The following is a 20,347-nucleotide window of genomic DNA, read 5'->3' as shown; positions in this document are numbered from 1 at the left end:
GCTGTGCGCAGGATGTGCGATCGCATCTTGCGGATGGGTCCGGTGGCCATCTTTTCAAGCGCCTGCTCTGGCTGGCGCTCGTGGGCGCAGTCGTGATCGTCGCGTTCGCCCGCACTCCGCTCGGGGATGTGCACTGGGACTCACCGATCTATCTATACCAAGCCAAGCGTTTCGCCGAGACGCCGTATGTTAATGACATTGCTGCGAGTTCCAGGCAGATCGTCGCCCAGATCGCGGGAAACTGGCCAGAGGATGAGGGCTATTCGGAGGCCTACTGGCGGGCCAGTCGCCTGGGCCACATCGCGATCCTGGGCGTGCTTGTCGATGTGCTCGGGAGCACGGCGAACGCGGTTCTCGCCGCGCATTGGCTGTTTGTCATCGCGATGCCGCTTGGCTTGTTCGCGTGGTGCCGGGTTGCCCTGCTTGCGGGGAGACTGATCGAGCCGGATGAACGGCTCGGGCTTGGCCTGTGCTTCTCTGCGCTCCTCTTCGTTCTTTCGGATATCTACGCCTACCTGAGTGGCAATCTTGTCAGCGAGGTCATCAGCTTCGGCCTGGGGGGGGCGGCGGTGTGGGCGCTGCTGGCGGCCGTAAGCACGGGCGCCGTGATGCTGGCGGCGGTCTCGGGCGTGCTCGCCGTGCTGGGTTACATGGTCCGGGTGGAGAGCGTCTGGGCATGGTTGGCATTCATGCTCGCCTTCCTGGCGTTCGCACCGGCGCAGCCAGCACGCCAGATGCTGCTACGCTGCTACGTCATCGCGGGCGCGGTGGCGCTGCTCGGTTATGCACTCTACGCCTGGTTTTTCCATCCTCTGGCGGACCCGCGCCACTACCTCGAGTTTGCGGGCAGCCTGGTGGACAGAGCCAGGAGCGGAGTGCATCCGTTGAATCTCGTATTCGTGGTCGGTGGCATGCTATGGCTTGGCGCTGCGCTCGCCCTTGCCTTGTTCGTCAGATCGCCCCTGGTGCGCTTTGGCGGGCTATGGCTCCTGCTTGCAGGGCTTCCTTCCTGGTGGTTGGTCGCGGCAGGCTCCGAGGTGCAGACGCGAATGTTGATCGGTCTGGTGCCACCGCTGGTTCTGCTGTCTGCGCTTGGATGGTGCTGGGTGTTTGGAGGCTGGCGCACGCCGATGCGGCGCGGGATGCTAGGTGCCACCTTGGTGCTGCTCTTGATCGTGCGGCCGCCCGTCTACGGTTGGCTGGTCGAGCAGCCGGGTGTGTGGCGTCTCCAGCGACTCGGTGCTGCCATGCTCGTGCCGAAGTACGAGCGCATCGATTACCAGCCGCAGGCGATGGCAGTGATCAGCGCGCACGTTTTCGATGCGCAGGCCGTGCCGACGGTTCTGCTGCGCGGCGTGACGGTACAGCAGGAGTACCTCAACCTGATTCGCTTCTTCGGACCATCCTACTCGAGTGATGCACGCCTTGCGCTTGTAGGGGATCCCACCAATCCGGGCGCCTGCGAGCACAAGCTTGACCGCCCTGATGAACCGGTCCGCTTCTGCACTGGCTTTGCAGGAGAATCCGCGTTGCCTGCAGCAGTGGAGGCAGGGCGTGTATTCAATCTGAGGCGCGATCAGGTCGCGCCCTTGCTGGGCGCTACCGAGCGTTTGCGGGCGGGCGGTTTCGTGCTCGAGCACCTTGGTCGCTGACCCCCCGCCGCGGATGCGAAAGGGGGCTGTGGCCCGAGCCTGCTCTCAGCCCGCTTCGGCAGGATCCAACTCCAGGCGTTGATCTTCCCGAAGGGCCGGGTCGTTTGCCATCCAGGCGTGCAGTTCGCCCCAAAGCCGCACGACTTCCTCGGGATACTTCGCCGCCACGTCACTCGTGCATCCCGGGTCGGCTGCGACGTTGTAGAGGCTGAGCTTGCGACCGGACTCCAGCGGCTGGTAGACGAGTTTCCAGGGGCCGTCGCGTACCATGCGGTCCTTTGCCACCACGACCTCTTGCTGGTAGTGCGCCCGGATGGCGAGGCTACCCGAGTCGGGGTCGGGAATGTCGAGTAGTTCGAGCAGGTTAGGGTAGCTGAGATGGCCTTCGGGGAGCCCAGGTACAGGCGCAATCCATATCCCGGTCTCGTTGAACGCCTTCAGGTGCAGGTCAGTGGCCGGGTCGGCGATGGTCGGCACGAGCGAGACGCCATCGCAGCCAACGGAGGGCGCGTCGAGCAGTTCGAGCAGGGTTGGCATGATGTCGACGCTGCGTACGACCTGGTCGATGCGCTGCCCACGCGCTTGCTTGGTGTCAACGACGACCAGCGGTACTCGCGCACTGAAGTCGCCGAGCGCCGAGTTGCCCTGTCCCCAGGTGCCATGCTCGAAGAACTCCATGCCGTGGTCACTGTAGAGGACGATGACGGTGTTCTCGGCGAGCCCGCTGGCCTCGATCTGTCGCATCAGACGTCCGACCTCGTCGTCGAACTGTGCGACGCAACCGTCATAGAGGTCGAGGATCTGGTCGAGGTCGAACTCCTCACGAGGTTCGCCCTGACGGCGGATGATCTCGAACGGCTCGGTCAGGCGAGCCATGGCAAATTTCGATGCGCCGGAATAGGCTGGGTCGGAGAACCGCGTGTAGTAGGGGTGCTCGGACGCGAACGGCGGGTGGGTGGTGGAGTAGAAGATGTTGAGCAGGAAGGGTTCGCTGGTGTTGGCAAGCCTCGTCAGAGTGCGGCGCGCACGGCGGCCGAGCATGCCGGTCTGGGGAACGCCGCCAAGGTAGTGGATCTCGGGAAGCAACTGACGGCCGAGGCGGTTGTGCAGGAACAGTGACAGAAACAGTCGAATGTCCTTTGGACCCTGGCGGACCAGATACTTCAGGTTCCATTGGTCGGCGGGCAGGTCCGTGATGTCGAAGCCGAAGTCGAACTTGCCCAGGTCGGCCCCGCACCAATCCGAGACCGCCGCGGTGCGATATCCGAGGGCTCGCAACACGTTGGGCAGTGTCTTGTCCTTGAGTCGCGTCTCGGCCTCCGTAACATAGTTGTCGCGTACGCCATGGTGGTGGGGCCAGGTCCCCGTGAACAGGGAGATCAGGCTGGGGGCGGTGCGGGCGCAGGGAACGTAACAGGCGCTGAACAGCGCCCCCTGTGCGGCGAGCGCGTCGATGTGGGGCGTGATCGAGACTCCGTCGCGCTGTGCGCCGATGCGGTCTGCACGCAGGGTGTCGCTGCCGATCATCACCACGTTTCGTCGCCCGCTTGACGCCGTCGTGCGCGCGTGAGCGCCGTCCGGCTCCCAGATTGCATAGAGCAGAAGTGCGATGTAGCCGCATGCGGCGAGCAGCAGGGTGCCGGCGTCGGCCGCACTGTCCTGGTGGTAGCGCAGCACGGCAAGCGCGCTTACCAAGGCGATGCCGGAAAACAGCACGATGCGGGCGATCAGGTCCAGGCCGCGGCGGGACAGTGCTCGCCACAGGCGATGGATGCGCACGGTGCGGTACTGCCAGGACGCGATGACCAGCCCTGGGTTCAGCGAAAGTGCCCGGCAGCCGGCATACACTGTCGCGAGCGCAAGGGTCAGCGCGCCCCCGGCTGCGGTCGACCACAGTGGCGGTTCGCGCCCCATGGCTTCGGCCGCGCTGATCCAGAGCGCCGCGCCGGGGAAAGCCCAGAATGCCGCAACACAAAGTGACGCAAATGCCAGGCGTGCGAGCGCGAAGACGATGTAGTTGCGGTAGCGGTTGACGATCTCGTCGCGCAGCCCGGGGCCGGTGCGCGAGAAATCGCGCACCGACTTGACCACGAGCAGCGCTGCAGTGAAGGCACCAACGAGTCCGGATGCGAATGCAGCCTCGCCCAGCCAGTCCCGCCCCAGCATCGCCGCCAGGGCGAGCGCGGTGGCGGCGATCGCCAACAGGCTGGCCGACAGGTATTCGGCACCGAGCATCGGCAGCGCCGCCCGTTTGCGCCGCCGCCGGTGCTGGTCGCGGATGCCCGAGATCTCGCCCAGCGCGGACGACAGCCGGACCAAGTAGAAGCGGCGTGCCTGCAGACGCCACGACAGCGCGAGACCGGCGGCGTAGCCTGCGGCCTTGCGCCACATGTAGCGCGGTACGCGTTCGAATTCCGCACGGACGCGCGTGACCGACTGCGAACGCTGGAAACCCTTGCGCGCCACATACGAGAGGGTCAGCCGCTCGCTGTCCACATAGTGGTACTGGAGGATTGCGGGCACGTAATGCAGACGCGTACCGTTGCGCAGTGCGCGCAGGATCCAGTCTGCGTCCTCCGAGCCGCCAAGGTCGTGCCCGGTAGGGCCGAGTTCGATTGCGAACGGGCCAGTCCGTGCGATCACCGCCAGGCGTGCGACCAGATTGCCTCCGCCGGGGATGGGGCCGTCGACATCGATTGCGAAGTCATCCTGGCCCTGGTCGTAGCGCGGTACGGGTAACGGGTAGATTCGGTAGGGGCCCTCGTCGTGCACCCAGGCGGGCTCGGTGCCGTCCCAGTCGGGGACGATACGGCCACAGAAGAGGTCGGCCTCCGGCCAACTGCTTGCTGCTCCGGTGATCGCCTCCAGATAGCTCGCGTCCACCCGGTGGTCGTCGTCCACAAAGGCCACCAGTTCGTCCTCGAGCAGAGGGAGCGCACGGTTCAGCGCGTGAGACTTGCCTGGCGTAGGCTCCGCGACCCAGGTGAGCGGCAGGCCGCCGTCGGGGTGTGCGCCGCGAGCCGTCAGAAACGCATGCGTGCCATCAGAGCAGGCGTTGGCGACCACGAACAGGCGGATCCGCCATCCCGCGGGCTGTGCTGCGCCATCCAGCGATGCGATGACGCGAGAGAGCAGATCCACCCTGTTGTGGGTGCAGATCAGGATGGTGAGGGTGTTCGGCGCGGGGCGTTCAGGTTTCACAGTCTCGCTCCGGTGATCAAGGCCAGGGTGATCCCCGCCACCAGTCTCCCATGGCTCAGGGGGGCGAGCATGAGGGCGCGTGCAAGATCGGCGAGTGCTGCGCCACGATCTCCCTCGCGGCACGCCCACTTGGCGTAGTCGCACAAGGTGCCTGCGTAGAGTGCGCGCCAGTAGGCGCCGCGCTTGTTGGCTGGCAGGAGGTGGCGGTTCTTGCGCGTCATCGCCAGTGCGCCCGCGCGCATTCGCTTGCGGTTCCGGCTGACGCTGCCCGGACGCTTGAGGACCACCACCAGGGCTTCGGGAATGCATGCAAAGCCGCCACGTGCAGCGAGGCGGATCCACAGGTCTGTATCCTCCGCACCGAACAGGGTCTCGTCGAAGCCGCCGAGCGCTTGTACGAGTTCGCGCCGCGCCAGCACCGATGAGGCGCCGCCAGCAATCAGCGCGTGGGCGGCGAAGACCTCGGTGACCGAGGCGGTGCCATTGCCCTGGCAGGCCCAGGCGCCGACCACCTGACCGTCGGGAGCCTCGAGGGTTGCGGTGGCCGCGCAGAACGCAAGTTCGGGCCGGTTGTCCAGTAGCGCGACCTGGCGCTCGAGCTTGGCTGGCAACCAGCGATCGTCCGCATCAAGGAAGGCGAGGTAGCGTCCGCGTGCGTTGCGGATGCCGGCATTGCGCGCACTGCTCATGCCGCCGTTCGGCTGTGATACGACAAGCAGCGCATCGCCGTAGCTGCGCAGGATCTCGGACGTGTCGTCGGTGCTGCCGTCGTCGACGACGATCAACTCGAAGTCCGGGAAGCTCTGCGCCAGCACGCTGTCGATCGCGTGCCGGATGCACCACGCCGCATTGAAGGCAGGGATGACGACGCTGACCGTCGGTTCAGTCGTCGATTGCATAGCCCAGTTCGCACATGAGTGGAGCGATGGTCGGCAGGATGCGCTCGATCGCCCGAGGGTTGCTCTCCTTCCACTTCTGCCTCTTCGGCGCACCCTTCACGATGCTCGTCGGACGCCCGGAGAGGTTGGCGCAATGCGCTTGCATGCGTGCATCGAAGGGCAGGTCCAGGCGCTCGAACACGGAGCGGAACATCTCGACCGGGTGCTCGAAGATATCCTCGTAGCGCACCTGTACCCACTGCGCAGCCGGCACGTCGCGTGCCGCATCGAGGGCGAGCCGGTTGGCACTGAGCCACTGGAATGCGCAAACCTCCTCGAGGCTGGCCTGGTTGTAGTCACGCCAGCCGGGCGGGAGGAAGAAATGCCATTCGCTGAACTCTCCATCATTGATCGCTACAGGCACGGGTGAGGGGCCGAAGAACTTCTCCAGGCCGAAACCGCCGTCGCTGCGGCCCAGGCGCCAGCCGTCGATCATCGAGCTGATGTTGTCGCGCCCGTCACGGTGGATGAACACGAACCTTGCCTGCGGGAAGAGCTTGTGCAGGTAGCCCACGCGCAGCGTGTTGATGCAGGTCTTGTCGAGCACCGGGCCGGCACCGAGGCGGGCGTAGAAGTAGGCGAGCGCACGTTGGCGGTGCTCGGGGTCGGCCTGCTCGGGGCCTGCCGCCTCCGAGATCCAGCCGTTGTTATTCGGCCCGTAGAGTCCGTTCCAGAACTGCGGCAGCTCATAGTCGAAGTGCAGGAAGTGCCCGCCCGCCGCGAGCGTCTCGAAGGTGATGGTGGTGCCCGAGCGCGAGCAGCCGATTACGAAGACCGGATCGGGCATGTCCGGGTGTGCGAGCGCGTAGTAATGCTCCCTGGCACGCCAGCGCAGCCATTGCACGTTCTTGGCGCGGATCTCGGGGTCGAGCAGTTTGTGCAGGTGGGGAAGCCTGAGTGAGGGCATCGGGGCAGGTTCGATCAGGTGTACGGGGTGGGCGGGGGTGACGACTCAGCCGCGGTCGCGTATCCAGCCGAGAAGGAAGCCGCAGAAATAGGCTGCGTTCATCTCGAGCCGCAGCGATTGGTCAGCGCCTGAGCCCAGCCTGCGCCCGACTGCGCGACCGACTGCACGCAGCCATTGGGCGAACAGGTAAGGGGGGGGGATGCGCCGGCCGCTTCCGCGCTTGGCCGCGCCTTCGCTGCGCCCCTGGCGGAAATGCAGGTCGAGGAAGTAGCCGCGGCGCAGCTTGGGCGTCTGGATGCGGTGGTGAATGATCGCCTCCGGCACCCAGCGCACCCGGCAGCCGTGTGCCAGCAGGCGGCGGTAGATCTCGGTGTCCTCGCCGCCGATGTTTGCCTTGCCCATGCGCCCGAGACGGGCGTCAAAGTCTCCGATGGTGCCAAACACGTTGCGACGGAAGGCGAAATTGCCGCCGAAGATCGGTGTGCCGGGAGCATCCAGCCAGCGCGCCGCGCCATGGTCGAGCTTGCCGAGGAAGCCGAGCAACTCGTCCTGCAGCCAAGGCGGGCGCACGCCGTCCTCGAAGAACACCTCTATGCGGCCGCCGAGTGCATCCGGCCGCCACTCCTGCATTGCGCGTTCGTAGGCGCACAGCCAGTCCGGGTCGGGGGTTTCGTCGTCGTCCATGAACAGCAGGTACTCACCGCGTGCCTCGCGCAGTGCCCGATTGCGCGCGTTCGAGAGCCCGAGGCGCTCTTCGCGCACGACCCGCACAGCGATACCGGCAGGATGCCAGCCGTTGTCTGCGAGAAGCAACGGTGTGCCGTCCGTGCTGCCATTGTCGATGACGAGCATTTCCCATGGCTGCTCGGTAGGATGCAGCTCGGCGAGGGTCTTGAGCGTGCGCTCCAGGCGGTCCGCATGGTTATGGGTGCACAGCGCGACCGTGATGAAGGGGAGGGAAGGGTGCATGATCGCGGGTCAGTGTCGAATGCCGAGCCGGGCCAGGACCCTGTCGGCGTTGTAACGCCATGCAGCGATGAGGCGGCCATCGTTGCTGCCGAGTGTGATCTTGCGGCACAGCATCGCTGGCGTGTCGGTGCCGAACACGTCGAGTCGGCGGAGACGGAAGCGATGGACGTCGGGACGGTTGAATCCGGGCTGAACTGAAAACGCAGCACGGTAGCCGGCACGTTGCGCCTGCTCCAGCACGCGCTCGTCGTAGCGCCCATACGGGTAGGCAAGGTAGTCGACCGGCTCGCCGAGCAGCGTTTCCAGGTCGTGGCGGGCACCGGCGAGTTGGGCCTGCAAGGCGCCGTCGTCGAGTGTTGGAAGGTCGGCATGGTCGCGCGTATGGGAGTGGAAACTGAAGCCCTGAGCGCGCAGCGCGAGGATCTGTTCGCGATCCATCAGCGGGTAGGTATGGCCGTCCGGGTTGTGTTTCTCGCACCAGGCGTCGCGTTCGCCGATCAGGCCGCTGACGAGGAACACCGTTGCCGGCCATTCGAGCCTGCGCAGCACCGGGGCCGCGTGCTCATGCACGCCGGCGAAACCGTCGTCGAAAGTGAGCAGGAACGCCCCCTGCGGGAGGTCGCGCGTGCCGTCCAGCCAGGCAAAGAAGTCCTCTATCGAGACCGCCTTCCATCCGGCGCGTGCAAGCGCCTCCATTTGCGCAGCGAAGGTCTCCGGGCTCACGCAATACTTGCGCTCCCAGTCGTTGTGTGCGGCGCCGATGCGGTGGTACATCAGGACCGGGACGCGTTGGGCGGGGGACGTCATGGTCGTGTTCAGCATGGGGGATGTGCGGGGTTGGAGTCTGGAGCGATGCCGAGGCGGGCATCGATCACGGCGAGTGCATCGGGTGCTGCGAGCTCATCGAACTTGAGCCCGAACGGTGCGCCCGAGCGCAGTGCTTGTTCGACCTCGTCGGTGTCGATCGTGGCGCCGCTGGCAGCATGCAGCTTAGGCCATTTGATGTAGCGCAGCACGTCATTGCAGATGCGCAGTTCCTTGTCGTTGGCCAGGATCGAAACGAAGAACGATTCGTCCGGATGCAACGCCCTGCGCGAGTATTGCGTCCACTCCGGATGGGCGTCGACGAATTCCAGGGTGCGCATGAGGGCGCGCCGGTTGAGGTTGAGAGTCTGCCGCCCCCCGCACAGCAGGAAGTCCTTGCCTATCGGGCGCTTCAGCCTGCGGATGCCGAAACGGGTCGGGGCTCTGCGTGGCAGGGGAATGATGCGGAACAGCGGCTGGGCTTTGTTGAAGACCTCCCGGCTACGTTCGAGCAGCCGCTGGAGGGTTTGTGGTACGCGGTGCATGTAGGGAAAGCGTGGCAGCCGATAGTAGGCGAACAGATAACGGCGCTCGGCCGTGCCCGGCGGCCACTGCACCGGATCGAAGGCATCGAAATGGTGGATGAAGACGTCGTACTCCGAGCGCTGCAGAAAGGCCTCGAACTCGGAGAGCGGCTGCAGGGGATATGTGAGTCCGGTCAGCGTGCAGCACCAGTCAAAGTTGAGATTGGCGGCACACCAGCGCAAGCCATGCAGGTATTGCTCCACCTGCGAGAAGGCGCCCCACTCGCCGCGCACCGGATCAGGGATGAAGTGGATCCCGGCGATGCCCTCGAACATGCTCTGGTCGAGCGCTTCGCCACCTGGGTCATGGTGGATCGCGATCAGTGCGTTCGGGCTCAGTTGCCGGATAGCGCGTGCCAGGCGCACGATCTGCCGCGGCCGTTCGTGCGTGAAGATCAGATAAAGCGTTGGATCCGCGCTCAAGAGTTGCCTCCTGCAAGACGTACGATATGTCGAAACAGCGGGGCAGGAAGGGCGGCAGGCAGGATGTACTTGAGGTCGCTCGCTTGCCATGCGCCTTCACTCCATGCCGCCCGGAACAGTGCCTGCGCGTCGCCGAGGTCGCGCCGCCAGTAGGCGCGATAGGCCTCGCGGCGCAGGTAGCCTTGGGTGAGGTCGGCGAGTTTGGCCACCGGGATGTGGGAGACACGGTCGGGGTGTGCAGCGATGAAGTCGCGCCGCACCCGCAGGGCGTCGAGGACCTGCTTCCAGCGCGTCTTGGAGATCTGCCCGCCGCTGTGCCAGCGGTAGAACGCCATCACTTCGGGTACGCGCACGATCTTCTGCGTGTGCGCATAGAGGCGGAGCCAGAGGTCGTAGTCCATTGCCGAGAAGCAGCGCTCCGAGAAGCCGCCGACCGCATCGATCGCGGCCCTGCGCACGAGTGCGGCGTGGATCGGCCATGGGCAGGTGCGCAGGAACTCGGCCGCAGTGTCCAGACTTGCGTAGTCGGGGGGAACATGCGGTGCCGTCCCCGGAGCGCCTTCGCCGACATTCTGCCAGCCGCAGTAGGCGATGTCCGCCGCAGCCTCGTCGAGGGCGGCGGCAAGCTTTGCGAGGCAGTCGGGGCTAAGGTAGTCGTCGGCGTCCAGAAACGCGATCAGGCTTCCCTTGGCCTGGCGCAGGCCAAGGTTGCGCGCGGGGTAGGGGCCCTTGCGGTTCTGCTCCAATACCCGCATGCGCTGACCATGAGTCGTTGCCAGCGCTTGAAGAATTTCCCTGCTCGCATCCGTTGATCCGTCGTCGATCACGATCAGTTCGACGTTGCCGTGTGTTTGTCCCATCACGCACTCCACCGCCTCCTGCACGAAGGGCGCGGCGTTGTAGCAAGGCATGACCACGCTGATGCAGGCGCGGGCGGCGGACGGGAGCGGAGCGGATGTCGTTTCCATGGGGGCGGACAATAGGGGCGTGAACGGTTTCAGGGCTCAGTTGCGCAGCAGTGCCTTGCCTGACGGGTGGCGGCTCAGCAGCGTGAAGGCCCAGCGCCGGCTGTCCGACATGCGCGCTTGCCGGAGTGCGGGGACGGACTTCCATGCGTCCAGCCCGGGGTGGTGGCGCAGCCAACGCCAGGTGGGAACGACGAAGCCGCTCTTGGGGCGGTTCAGTATCTCGGTGGGCAGACCGCAGGACAGTGTGCGCGGGAGCGCGCTCTTGCCCGGGCCGAGGCGTCCGCTTGCAGCCAGGCCCAGCAGGCTCTCGCTGAGCACATGGTCGACCAGTGGCACACGGATCTCGAGCGAGTGCGACATGCTGACCCAGTCGGTGTCACGCAGCAACTGGTTGCGCATGTAGCGGACCGACTCCAGGCAGGCGACCTGGCCGAAGTCATTGAGGCCGGTGTGTGCTTCGGCGTAAGCGGCGTCGTGCTCGGCGAGGGCGCGCAGACCCTCGCGCAGAATGTCCGTGCCGAGTATGCCCTCCAGCTCCCAGGGCATGAAGACCCCCTTGGACAGTTGGTAGGCCCCCTCGGGCGTGGTGCCGAATTCGGGTATCCCCGCGGCATTGGCTGACCAGCCTAGCCTGGCTCCGAGCAAGCGGTGCATGCTGCGGTAGAGCTTGGGGGCGTGCCGCCACGGGCTGCCTTGCGCGCTCGCGCGCAGTCTTGGAACCTCTGTGAAGCTTGCGTAGCCTCCCAGTAGTTCGTCTCCACCAAGCCCTGACAGCGCAACCTTGAGACCCGCTTGTTGCGCGGCACGGCTGACGAACCAAGTGTTGATTCCGTCGATGGTCGGTTGGTCCATGGCGGTGAAGAAGCGGTCGAGTTCTTCCTCTTGCTCGCCCGCTGAAAGCACGATGCAGGTGTGGTCGACGTCCAGGTGGCGGGCGATCAGGCTCGCGGCCGGGCACTCGTCGTGTTGCGTGCCTTGCAGGTCGTCAAAGGTCAAGGTGAGCGTGCGCAGGCGGGCAGATGAGGCCTCGCGGGCGAGGCCGACCAGGGTCGAGGAGTCGAGCCCGGCGGACAGGAAGGCCCCTACTGGCACATCGGCAAGCAAGTGGGCACGCACGCTGTCGAGGAGCTGTTCGCGCATGAAGGCCGTTTCGCTGCCAAGGGGGATCGAGGCCGCCGCTTTGAGCGATCGCTCCATGGCTGCAGACAGGGTCCAGTAGCGCACTGGTGCGGCGGCGCCCCTATCGGTCACGAGCAGTGTGGAGCCTGCCGGTAGCAGACGGACTCCGCGGTAGAGCGTGAATGGTTCCGGAACGGAGCCCCACAGCAGCATGCCGACCGCCCCTGCTGGCTCGGGGCGCTTGTCGATGCCATCGCCGGCCAGCAAGGCCGAGACCTGCGATGCGAAGCGCAGCGTACCGCCGTCGTCGGCGTAATAGAGTGGTTTGATGCCGTGGGGGTCGCGCGCGAGCAGCAAGCTGCGCGCCTGCGCATCCCACAGCGCGAAGGCGAACATGCCGCGCAGACGCCCAACCATCGCCGGACCCTGGCGGCGGTAAAGGTGCAGCAATACCTCGGTGTCCGAGTGTGAGTCGAAACGCACGCCGTCGCGCTCGAGCTCGCTGCGTAGCTCAGGGTAGTTGTAGATCTCGCCGTTGAAGCTGACGACCGTGAGGCCGTCGGCGGTCTGCATCGGCTGGGCGCCCGCAGGGCTGAGGTCGATGATGGCCAGGCGCCGGTGCGCGAGTCCGACCCGGCCGTTGTCGGCGATCCAAACCCCAGCGCCGTCGGGACCGCGCGCGGTCATCGTTTCGCGCACGCGCAGCAGCTCGTCCCGGTCTACCGCAGCCGCGCTTGGGCGATAGGCGAAGATGCCGTTGATGCCGCACACGTCAGCGCTGCTCCGTGAGGACGTCGCGGACGACACTCAGGTAGCCGTGGCCGAAACGTTGGTCGGGTTCGAGATAGTTGCCCTCAGCCCATTCGTTCCACGCCTTGATGAACACGATGCGCTGTTCGCTCGGGTATTCCTGCACCAGGTCGACACCGCGGCGCAGGACGGTCTTGAACAACGCCGGTGTCGACCCATGCAACACCAGGCCGTTCAGGCCGGAGCGCGGGGTGTTGTCCCAGTTGGGCAGCACGGTCGGATATTCGACGAAGTCAGGCAGGCGAGAGCGGGTCAGTCCGCTCATGATGCGCTCATAGTCGAGGACGGTGAGTTTGTACTTGCCGCGCGCCATGCGCATGCGCGCCTTGAGCGCGGGGTAGCGCCATGGGATGCTGCCGCTCTTGGACGGCAGCGGTTGCCAGGTCGAGGCGTCCATGCCGAAGCTGGACGGATCCACCGGGGAGCCAAGGTAGTTGACCGCTACGAGGTGCAGGCCGGGCAAGCCCGACTGTGCGGCGAGCTGGCGCCAGTAGTCCATCACCTGTGCGACGTCGGGGATATCCGGCGGGTTGTAGATCAGGAACATCGGCTTGCCATCGACGCGGATGTAGCGCGGGTCGTTGAATGCCGCCAAGAGCCATTCGAAGTGACGGCGGTGGTCCTCCATGCCCGGATAGGTCTGCTCGATCAGCATACGGTCGGCGACGCCCTGCCAGATGTTGCTCCAGCTGTGGTTGGCCCAGCACAGACAGAATGGGAGGTCCGGCTCGCCACTGGCGATGATCTCGTTGACCGGGCGCTCCAGGATGCGTCGTCCGCCAAACCAGTAGTGGTAGTAGCAGAAGCCCTCGATGCCGTAGGCGCGAGCGAGCTCGGCCTGGGCATGGCGTGCCTCTGGCAGGCGCAGGTCGTAGTAGCCGAGGTCGGCAGGCAGGTGCGGCTGGTAATGCCCAGGGTAAAGGGGCTTGGCCTTGGCCGTGTTCGTCCACTCGGTGAAGCCCTTACCCCACCACTCGTCGTTCTCGGGAGTCGGGTGGTACTGAGGCAAGTGAAAGGCGATTGCGCGTGCGTTGCTCATTGGGGCTGGGGAGGTGTCAAGAATGGGTTCGAGGGGGCGATGTTGGCCGTGCTGCCGATCGTGCGGGCAGTCGGCGCTGACAAGGCGCGCAGGAGTGCCCAGTTGCGAGCAGCGATTGTTTGCTCAGGCAGGGATACGCCGCTGTCCGGCCCACGCTCGAAGGCGATCGTCAGGGCGGTCGTGGCCGTATTGACGACGAGGAGGCTGGCTTCGTCCCGATTGCCAAGGTTGATCACCCACAGGCGTTCGTCCGTGGCGGATGGCGTGGGCGTGACGAGATGGGGCGGCAGGATCTCACCGTTGCCACCAAGCAGTGATGGTGGCAGCCCGAGGCCGGCATCGTGCAGGTGCAGTACGGCGTCAGCCAGCAAGGCGTGGTCGCTGTCCGCATTCGTGCGCAGGCAGCGACGGTACAGCCCCTCGGCCCAGAATGCCAGGGAGTCCTTGCTCGCTTCGCTTTCCTTCCAGAGCAGGGGGACACGGCTGGTGACGCCGAAATGAACCAGCCCGTCGCTGATCGCTGTCCATTGCGGATCCTTTGCGTCCACCCCCGGGCATGCCAGCAAACGCTCGAAATCCATCAGGTGTACGCCATGGTAGCGATGTACGAAATCAGCCTGGCCGAGGCTGCGCTCAATATATCCGTCGGGCATCGCCAGGCGTGGAAAGCGGCGACGGATGAGGTGCCAGCGCGGGATCACGTACTTCCAGCCGAAGCGCTTGAGCGCACGTGCGCCGAGAGACAAGCGCGCCTGTTCCGCTTTCGGCAGCAGTGACAGCTTGATGATCGAGAGCAGGCGGCGGAACAGCCATTCGGCAGGGCGTGCGGACATCACTGTGCGCAGGCTGCCTTCGGCGGATTTGAAGAGCGCGTCGTAAGTCGCGTCGTCGCACACCGTGCCATGGCGCGCAAGTGCGAGCATGCAGTCGAGATGCGTATTGAGGATGAGCAGGTTGGTAGTCGACTTGCCCAACCATTGTCCGCGCTCCCAGTTCAGGGGGTAGTGCCGCATGCCCTCTTCGGACTGTTCGAGAGAGTCGTGCAGGAACCATGGGCCGGCTGCGGTCTGGTCAACCTGTGTGGATATGAAATTCGCGATCCGTTTCAATGCATCGGCGATGGCTGGTTCCGGGGCAATCTCGAACTCGCTCGCCAGCAACTGCACGGCGCCGTTGATCAGGCGATTGTGACTCTCGTACTCGTCCGTCCATTCACCGTGCCGAAAGCTGCCATCTGCCTCCTGCCTGGCGAGCAAGGCGAGGACGATCTGGCGTCGTAGCAGGCGGTAGAGCCGCTTGCCGGTACTGCGCCCGAGTGCGCAGGCGATCATGTGAAGCGACAGGGCGTCGAGTTCGTCGCAGATCTTGAGCTTCTTTGGCCAAGCCCAGCATGCGCCATACACCTTGCCGTGCACCAGGTGGGAGTAGAAGTCGGCAGCGCTCCGTGTGGCGCTGTGCGAAGCGTAGATGAAGAACGGCTTGCGCTCGAGCGTGCTCGCGGTGCAGAACTCCATGTCTGCGGTGTGCTCGGCCGACGGTTGCAGTCGCCATACGACGAAATCCAGGGACTGCTCGTCCGGCAGCCGATAAGCCGCCGAAGCACCACTGTCGTTCATGACGAAGTCGGTCAGCGTGGCATCGGCTTCGGCCGTGATACGGCCGAAGCCGTCCAGAGTGCGTAATGCGGGCAGGCGCGGTAGCCAGAATACGGCTTTGTCCTGAGTCTCCGGTTCCAGCAGCCAGCCACCAACACCGCCGCAGCGGCGCAGGAGGTGCTTGCCACCGAGAAAGATACGGAGCTCGTCGCCGCCGGCGGATGGGTGGGCGCGTACAAATAGGCAACTCGCCCCGTCGAGCGGGAAGTCGTCACGCACGAACTCAATTCCATCACATGACCAGATGTGGCGGCTGGCTCCTTGTAGCGCCACCGTGGGAGCGCTTGTGGTGGTCTCGAAACCTTGGGTGAGATCCAGTGACTTCATCATGCCTTAGCGCGCGAGGCGAAGAGTTCGGCGCCAACGCAGGCTCTCGTCTGCAAGCGCGTTGAGGGGAATGAACAGGAACGCCGCTGCGTAGGCCAGCCCGGCGGAGCCTCCGACAATCAGCATGTAGAGGGCCGGCTGGGTGTCACGCCAACCGGTAGGCAGGATGGCATGGCCCACTGCGAGCATGCCGAGGAACAGCAGATTGAGCTTCAGACCCGGTGCGAGCGCATTGACAAGGTGGGCGAAGGAGCTCTGGAAGCATCGCGTGGCCAGGTAGTACATGACCGGGGTCGAGTACGCGATTCCAGCAAAAATGCCCCAGGCTGCACCGACGAGACCCCATGCCTGGAGCCCGTAGTAGCATGCCGCGGCCACGAGCAGCCCCTGGCTCGCGTGGATCCATACTTCCCTGCCCAGGCGGTTCATGGCGGCAAGGACTGCGCCGCAGGGGTGGCCAATACAGATCAGCAGGCCGGCGAGGGAGACGATGCGCAAGGGGTCGGCCGAAGGTAGCCATTTTTCGCCGTAGACGAAGTGCATGAAGGGCTCGGCCATCCAGGCCAGGCCGATATAGATCGGCAGGGTGTAGACGACCATCAGCATGATCATGCGGTAAAAGAGGTACCTGACCTCGTCCGGACGGTCCTGAGCCTTTGCCATCGCACGAAACACGGCTTCGTATACCGCTCCGCTGACGGTCGAGAATGGCAGCCAGGCCAGGCTTTCGCCCTTGTTGAAGAGGCCGACCGCGGAAGGGCCTGAGACGCGACTGATAATGGCGTTGCTCGCCTGCTTGGTGAAGTACGAGGCAAGGTCATTGAGGGAGACCTTGATGCCATAAGCCCCCAGCCGTCTTGCCACTGCCATGTCGACGCTCAATTGCGGACGACGATCGCTGACGCGGTCAAGCAGTACAAGCGTGATGAGGCTACCCAGAATCCCCGACAGGATCAGGCTCCACGGACCTGCGCCCACAATGGCAAGCCAGATGCTCGCCAGTCCCGTGAGGACGCCCACCACAAGGCCGATCAGGGAGCGCTCCTTGAAGCGCATCTCACGATGCAGTGCGCTCGCGCGCGTATTGACGAAGGGGCGCAACAGGAAGCTGATTGCCGAGACACGCACCAGGTCCGTGTACAACGGGTTTCCGAAGGTGGTGGCAAACCAGGGGGCGGCGAAATAGAACGCAATGAAGATGAGGGCGCCAACCGCCAACTGCGCCGTGAATACGACATCGAAATCCCGCGCGCTCGCATCCTTCGACTGGACCAGTGCCTGTCCCATCCCTCCGCCACTGAGGAGTCCCACGAAGCCGGTAAAGATCTGGATCGTGACGATGAAGCCGAAGTCCTCGGGGACGAGCAGGCGTGCAAGCGCGATCCCGAATGCGAACTGCAGGATCTGCGTACCCAAGCTGCCAGTGATCAGCCACTTGATCCCGGCCCGGATCGAGTTTGCGGCGCTCATGAGGCCAGAAGCATGTTGCGAGGTGAATGGTTCGGGAGGAGCATGCAGTTTCGGTATCGTGGTTGTTCAGCGCCAATGACAGTGCGAGCGCGCATATGCCCGCAGGCGCCTTCGGCATGCAGATGTGCCGCTGGGGTTGAGATCATCGACTGCGCTCTTCGGTGAGGACTCGCTTCCGGTGTCGTCCGCAACCGGTCTTGCCTGCGCGGCCGGCAAAAGCTGCGAATCGCTGCGGATCAATAAAGTGACGGACGCATGCAGGCAAGCGCCGCTTGAAGCGCCTGCATGCGACCGGATGGGGCTGCACGAGCTGCTCTACGGAGGTAATGCCATTCATGCAGGGCTCCGATGTTGCGGAGCGCATTGTGCCCGCATCGTCATGACGCAGCCGTGAATTATGGCATCACGGTTGCTGATGTCGAGCGTCTGCGCCGTAGAGGACGACCTTTCCGCCGTCATGACAGTGTGCCTGCCGCATGGCGTACGAGCACCTCCTCGAATGCAGCGACGGGTTGCTCGGCAAAGTGCTGCGTGATGCGCAGGTACGCGGCCTCTCCCATCGCATGCCTGGCGTCGGGGTCGGCAACGAGGCGCTCGACGGCCTCGGCCAGTTCGTGCGGGGATTCCGGGGCCACCAGACAGCCCGTGCGGCCGTCATCGATGATCTCCGGCAGGCCGCCGACGCGGGTCGCGATCACCGGCTTGCGGCAGGCGCCTGCCTCGATCGCGATCAGCCCCAGGGGCTCCTGCCAGCGTGACGGGACGACGACGATGTCGGAACTCGTGTAGACGTCTTCGACCCGCGTGATGTAGCCGAGGTAGCGGATGCGCGGATCGCCCCCGGCCATCCCCTGCACGTCGTGCTCGCTGTAGGCGCCAGGGAAGACCTTGGGGTCCCGGCACTCGCCGGCAATCAGGAAGACGAGATCGGGGGCCTTGATCAGGCGTGCCATGGCGATGAAGTCCTGCACGCCCTTGATGTCGCGGATCTGCCCGACAAAGCTCACCACGACTCGACCTGCTTCGATGCCTTGTGCTTCGCGTATCGAGCGGCCAAGGCGGAAGCGCTGCAAGTCGACGGGGTTGTGTACCACATGCTTGGGCAGGGCCGCAGGCACCGAGGCCTGGCCCACGAACCTGGACACCACGACTACGCCTCTTGCCCAGCGCACCACCGGGCTGATGGCTTCATTCACCACATGGAAATGGAGCAGGATCGGGATGCCAAGCAAACGTGCGGCGAGGGCTTCGGCCGATCGCCACGGGCGGTTATTGAAGTGAACCAGCCGCACCTTCTCGCGCCGGAAAAGCCTGATCGCGCGTACCAGGTTGCGTGCGAAGCCGAGCCGTTGACCAGGCTCAGTCGGACTGCCCCAGATGTGATGGCGCAGGCCGAGGCGGTTCAGTTCGGCGACGATGGGGCCGTCACGCGGCAGCAGCAGGATCGGTTCGATGCGGCTGCGGTCGATGTGGCGAAGATTCGTGTACAGCACACGGCTGGCGCCGCCCCAGTCGCCCGCACTGCCGGTCACGAAGCAGATCTTGATTTTCTCTTGTCGAGCCGGCATCACCGTGTCTTGTCGTCGGGCGGGACGAATGCTGCGTCGCGCATGGTTCGGAGCCGGGCGTCGAGCGTGGAAGACCACGCCGGCCCATGCAGATGTCCCGCGAGGTTAGACGAATGGTGTGGTGCAGGCGTGGAACGATTTCACGCCCCTGGCGTTGCCGGCAGGCTCAGCCGCCTGGCGTGAGGCGCGCCCTGCTGCGTTTGCTCCTGGCAGGTTGCCATGCTCCGCGCGCCACGCTTAACAGCATCGTGGCAATGAACACCGCCAGCGTCGCCGCATTGGCAATTGCGCCCGACTGGCGCAGTGCGAGGCTGTCGACCACGTCGCCGAACACGCGCAGGACGAGCGAGATGTGCAGCAGCGTCAGCGGCAGGTAGAAGGCCGCGTGGTAGGGAATCTTCACCTTCACCACCGCGGGGAAGATGATTGGTGCGTGGCCGAACACCATGGCAAACACGAAGCCCAGCGCTACGGCATGCATGGCGGCGTCGTAGAGCGCATGCCCAGGGGTGAAGCCGCCAGCCAGCCCGGCAATCGCCCCGGTGGCAAGCCACACATAGCCCGACAGCAGGCAGATCGCGATGAAGCGCGTGAGGCCTTGCTGACTCGCGTTGTGGCGGGCGATGTCGTAGCGCAGCAGCCATGCCGCCAGTGCGAGCAGGCCGGCGGCAAAGGCGATGCGCCCGTGCTCCGGTTCGACGGGCGTGAACAGCATGCCGCCGAGGACCAGGCACGAAAGGGCGATGAAGCTCGGTGCGGCGGCGCGGCGCACGGGCAGGAAACGCGTGAGCTCCAGGCGTTCGCCTGCGATGGTAACGACCAGGAAGGCCAGCCAGAATGGCACCGCCCCTTGCAGGTCGCCGTTGACGAACCACACCAGATTGCCCAGCAGCCAGCACACCGCACCCAGCGCAAGCATGACGGTGAAGAGCGCAAACTGACGCTGCATGACCTGAAAACTACCGAGCAGCAGCACCAGCGCCGCACCAACGAAGAGCGACTGCGGCACCCATAGCGGGGCGCCGGCGATGAGCAGTACGCCGCCTGTACCCGCGGCGGCTGGGCCGAGATAGGCCGACAGCCCGTCGAGCGCGACTGCGCGCTCCAGGCTGATGACGGTGCCGAAGAACGCGCAGATCATCAAGGCCGCATGCGTGCCGGCCTGGGTGGCAGCGATACTGGGAACGTCCACGCCCAGTCGGGCGAGTCCGGCGAGCACGCCCGTGAGCAGCGCCGCGAGACCGAGGATGAGCAGCGGGATGCGCGCCGGCGCCGGCAGTGCGGTCATCTGTTCCAGCCGAAGTGGTCGCGGGCGTCGGAGGCCATCATGTCTGGGCTCCACGGCGGCTCCCACACCACATCGACGCGAATATCGATCTCGGGCGGCAGCAGCGGATCGAGAACCGCGTCGATCTCGTCCAGGATCACGTCGGCCAACGGACATGCCGGCGAGGTCATGGTCATGTCGATGTGGACCGTTCCCGGTCCGCACTCGATGCGGTAGATGAGCCCCAGATCGACAATGTTCATTCCGACTTCGGGGTCGATCACCCGCCGCAGTGCGTGGCGGATGGCGTCAGGATCGGGCATGGCGGTCATTCGGCAGGTGCTTCATTGGACGCATCGAGCCACTATTGTACTTCCAGTTTCCCCGGGGCCGGCTGTCGAGAGCCCCCGTACGAGCAGCGCCAGCCGCGAGGGGGTGACGGCGATGCGGCTTGGGGGGGCGACGAGAAGCTCGCGGCTGGCGCCGCTCCTACAGCAAGCCCAACGCGCTTCGCCCCCCAGTGGGAGCGGCGCGAGCCGCGAGGGGGTGAAGGCGATGGGGCTTGGGCGGGACGACGAGAAGCTCGCGGCTGGCGCCGCTCCTACGGCACCCCGCTGCGGCCGACAATCCCCAGTGGGAGCGGCGC

Annotated in this window: 15 protein-coding genes; 1 reads left to right on the top strand and 14 read right to left on the bottom strand. The window is 65.3% G+C overall.

Annotated elements, in window-relative coordinates; translation table 11 throughout:
- Positions 1-14 precede the first annotated feature (14 nt).
- Positions 15-1,652, top strand: a complete 1,638-nt coding sequence (locus tag B447_RS02730; protein WP_002936231.1) for a hypothetical protein — start codon at positions 15-17, stop codon at positions 1,650-1,652.
- Between the two features lie 45 nt (positions 1,653-1,697).
- On the opposite strand, the gene B447_RS02725 is transcribed toward B447_RS02730, so the two are convergent.
- The 14 genes from B447_RS02725 to B447_RS02660 all read right to left on the bottom strand — a co-directional run bounded on the left by B447_RS02725 (position 1,698) and on the right by B447_RS02660 (position 20,033).
- Positions 1,698-4,853: a sulfatase-like hydrolase/transferase gene (locus B447_RS02725; RefSeq protein ID WP_002936230.1), complete on the bottom strand. Its 3,156-nt coding sequence runs from the start codon at positions 4,851-4,853 to the stop codon at positions 1,698-1,700.
- A complete protein-coding gene (locus B447_RS02720) occupies positions 4,850-5,752 on the bottom strand; it encodes a glycosyltransferase family 2 protein (protein ID WP_002936229.1) in 903 nt (300 codons plus the stop codon). Before B447_RS02720 ends, B447_RS02725 begins: the two co-directional genes overlap by 4 nt.
- Positions 5,736-6,698 carry a sulfotransferase family protein gene (locus B447_RS02715; protein ID WP_002926851.1) on the bottom strand — a complete coding sequence of 321 codons (963 nt, stop codon included), beginning with the start codon at positions 6,696-6,698 and terminating at the stop codon, positions 5,736-5,738. Before B447_RS02715 ends, B447_RS02720 begins: the two co-directional genes overlap by 17 nt.
- Positions 6,699-6,743: 45 nt before the next feature.
- Positions 6,744-7,667, bottom strand: coding sequence for a glycosyltransferase family 2 protein (locus B447_RS02710; protein ID WP_002936228.1), 924 nt, complete (start codon positions 7,665-7,667; stop codon positions 6,744-6,746).
- Positions 7,668-7,676: 9 nt separating this feature from the next.
- The gene (locus B447_RS02705; protein ID WP_002936227.1) at positions 7,677-8,489 is read right to left on the bottom strand and encodes a polysaccharide deacetylase family protein; all 813 of its coding nucleotides are present in this window, start codon (positions 8,487-8,489) and stop codon (positions 7,677-7,679) included.
- Positions 8,483-9,478: a hypothetical protein gene (locus B447_RS02700; protein WP_002936225.1), complete on the bottom strand. Its 996-nt coding sequence runs from the start codon at positions 9,476-9,478 to the stop codon at positions 8,483-8,485. Before B447_RS02700 ends, B447_RS02705 begins: the two co-directional genes overlap by 7 nt.
- Positions 9,475-10,389: a glycosyltransferase gene (locus tag B447_RS02695; RefSeq protein WP_002936223.1), complete on the bottom strand. Its 915-nt coding sequence runs from the start codon at positions 10,387-10,389 to the stop codon at positions 9,475-9,477. The genes B447_RS02700 and B447_RS02695 overlap by 4 nt, the downstream gene beginning before the upstream one ends.
- 93 nt (positions 10,390-10,482) lie before the next feature.
- On the bottom strand, positions 10,483-12,336 hold the full coding sequence (gene asnB, locus B447_RS02690) for an asparagine synthase (glutamine-hydrolyzing) (RefSeq protein ID WP_002936221.1): 1,854 nt from the start codon (positions 12,334-12,336) through the stop codon (positions 10,483-10,485).
- Between the two features lies 1 nt (position 12,337).
- A complete protein-coding gene (locus tag B447_RS02685) occupies positions 12,338-13,414 on the bottom strand; it encodes a glycosyltransferase WbsX family protein (protein ID WP_002936218.1) in 1,077 nt (358 codons plus the stop codon).
- Positions 13,411-15,399, bottom strand: coding sequence for a hypothetical protein (locus tag B447_RS02680; RefSeq protein WP_232431458.1), 1,989 nt, complete (start codon positions 15,397-15,399; stop codon positions 13,411-13,413). The genes B447_RS02685 and B447_RS02680 overlap by 4 nt, the downstream gene beginning before the upstream one ends.
- 3 nt (positions 15,400-15,402) lie before the next feature.
- Positions 15,403-16,866 (bottom strand): lipopolysaccharide biosynthesis protein, encoded by a 1,464-nt coding sequence (locus tag B447_RS02675; RefSeq protein WP_002936213.1) that lies wholly within the window; start codon positions 16,864-16,866, stop codon positions 15,403-15,405.
- A 455-nt stretch (positions 16,867-17,321) separates the two neighbouring features.
- Positions 17,322-18,434, bottom strand: a complete 1,113-nt coding sequence (locus B447_RS02670; RefSeq protein WP_002936212.1) for a glycosyltransferase family 4 protein — start codon at positions 18,432-18,434, stop codon at positions 17,322-17,324.
- Positions 18,435-18,600: 166 nt separating this feature from the next.
- Positions 18,601-19,722 (bottom strand): hypothetical protein, encoded by a 1,122-nt coding sequence (locus B447_RS02665; protein ID WP_002936210.1) that lies wholly within the window; start codon positions 19,720-19,722, stop codon positions 18,601-18,603.
- Positions 19,719-20,033, bottom strand: a complete 315-nt coding sequence (locus tag B447_RS02660; RefSeq protein ID WP_002926836.1) for a metal-sulfur cluster assembly factor — start codon at positions 20,031-20,033, stop codon at positions 19,719-19,721. The genes B447_RS02665 and B447_RS02660 overlap by 4 nt, the downstream gene beginning before the upstream one ends.
- Positions 20,034-20,347: the final 314 nt, after the last annotated feature.

Origin of the sequence: Thauera sp. 27 (genome assembly GCF_000310125.2) — a bacterium.
GTDB classification, from domain to species: Bacteria; Pseudomonadota; Gammaproteobacteria; order Burkholderiales; family Rhodocyclaceae; genus Thauera; species Thauera mechernichensis.
The sequence above is the reverse complement of the archived record's forward strand: the minus strand, read 5'-3'. Positions and strand labels throughout refer to the sequence as shown.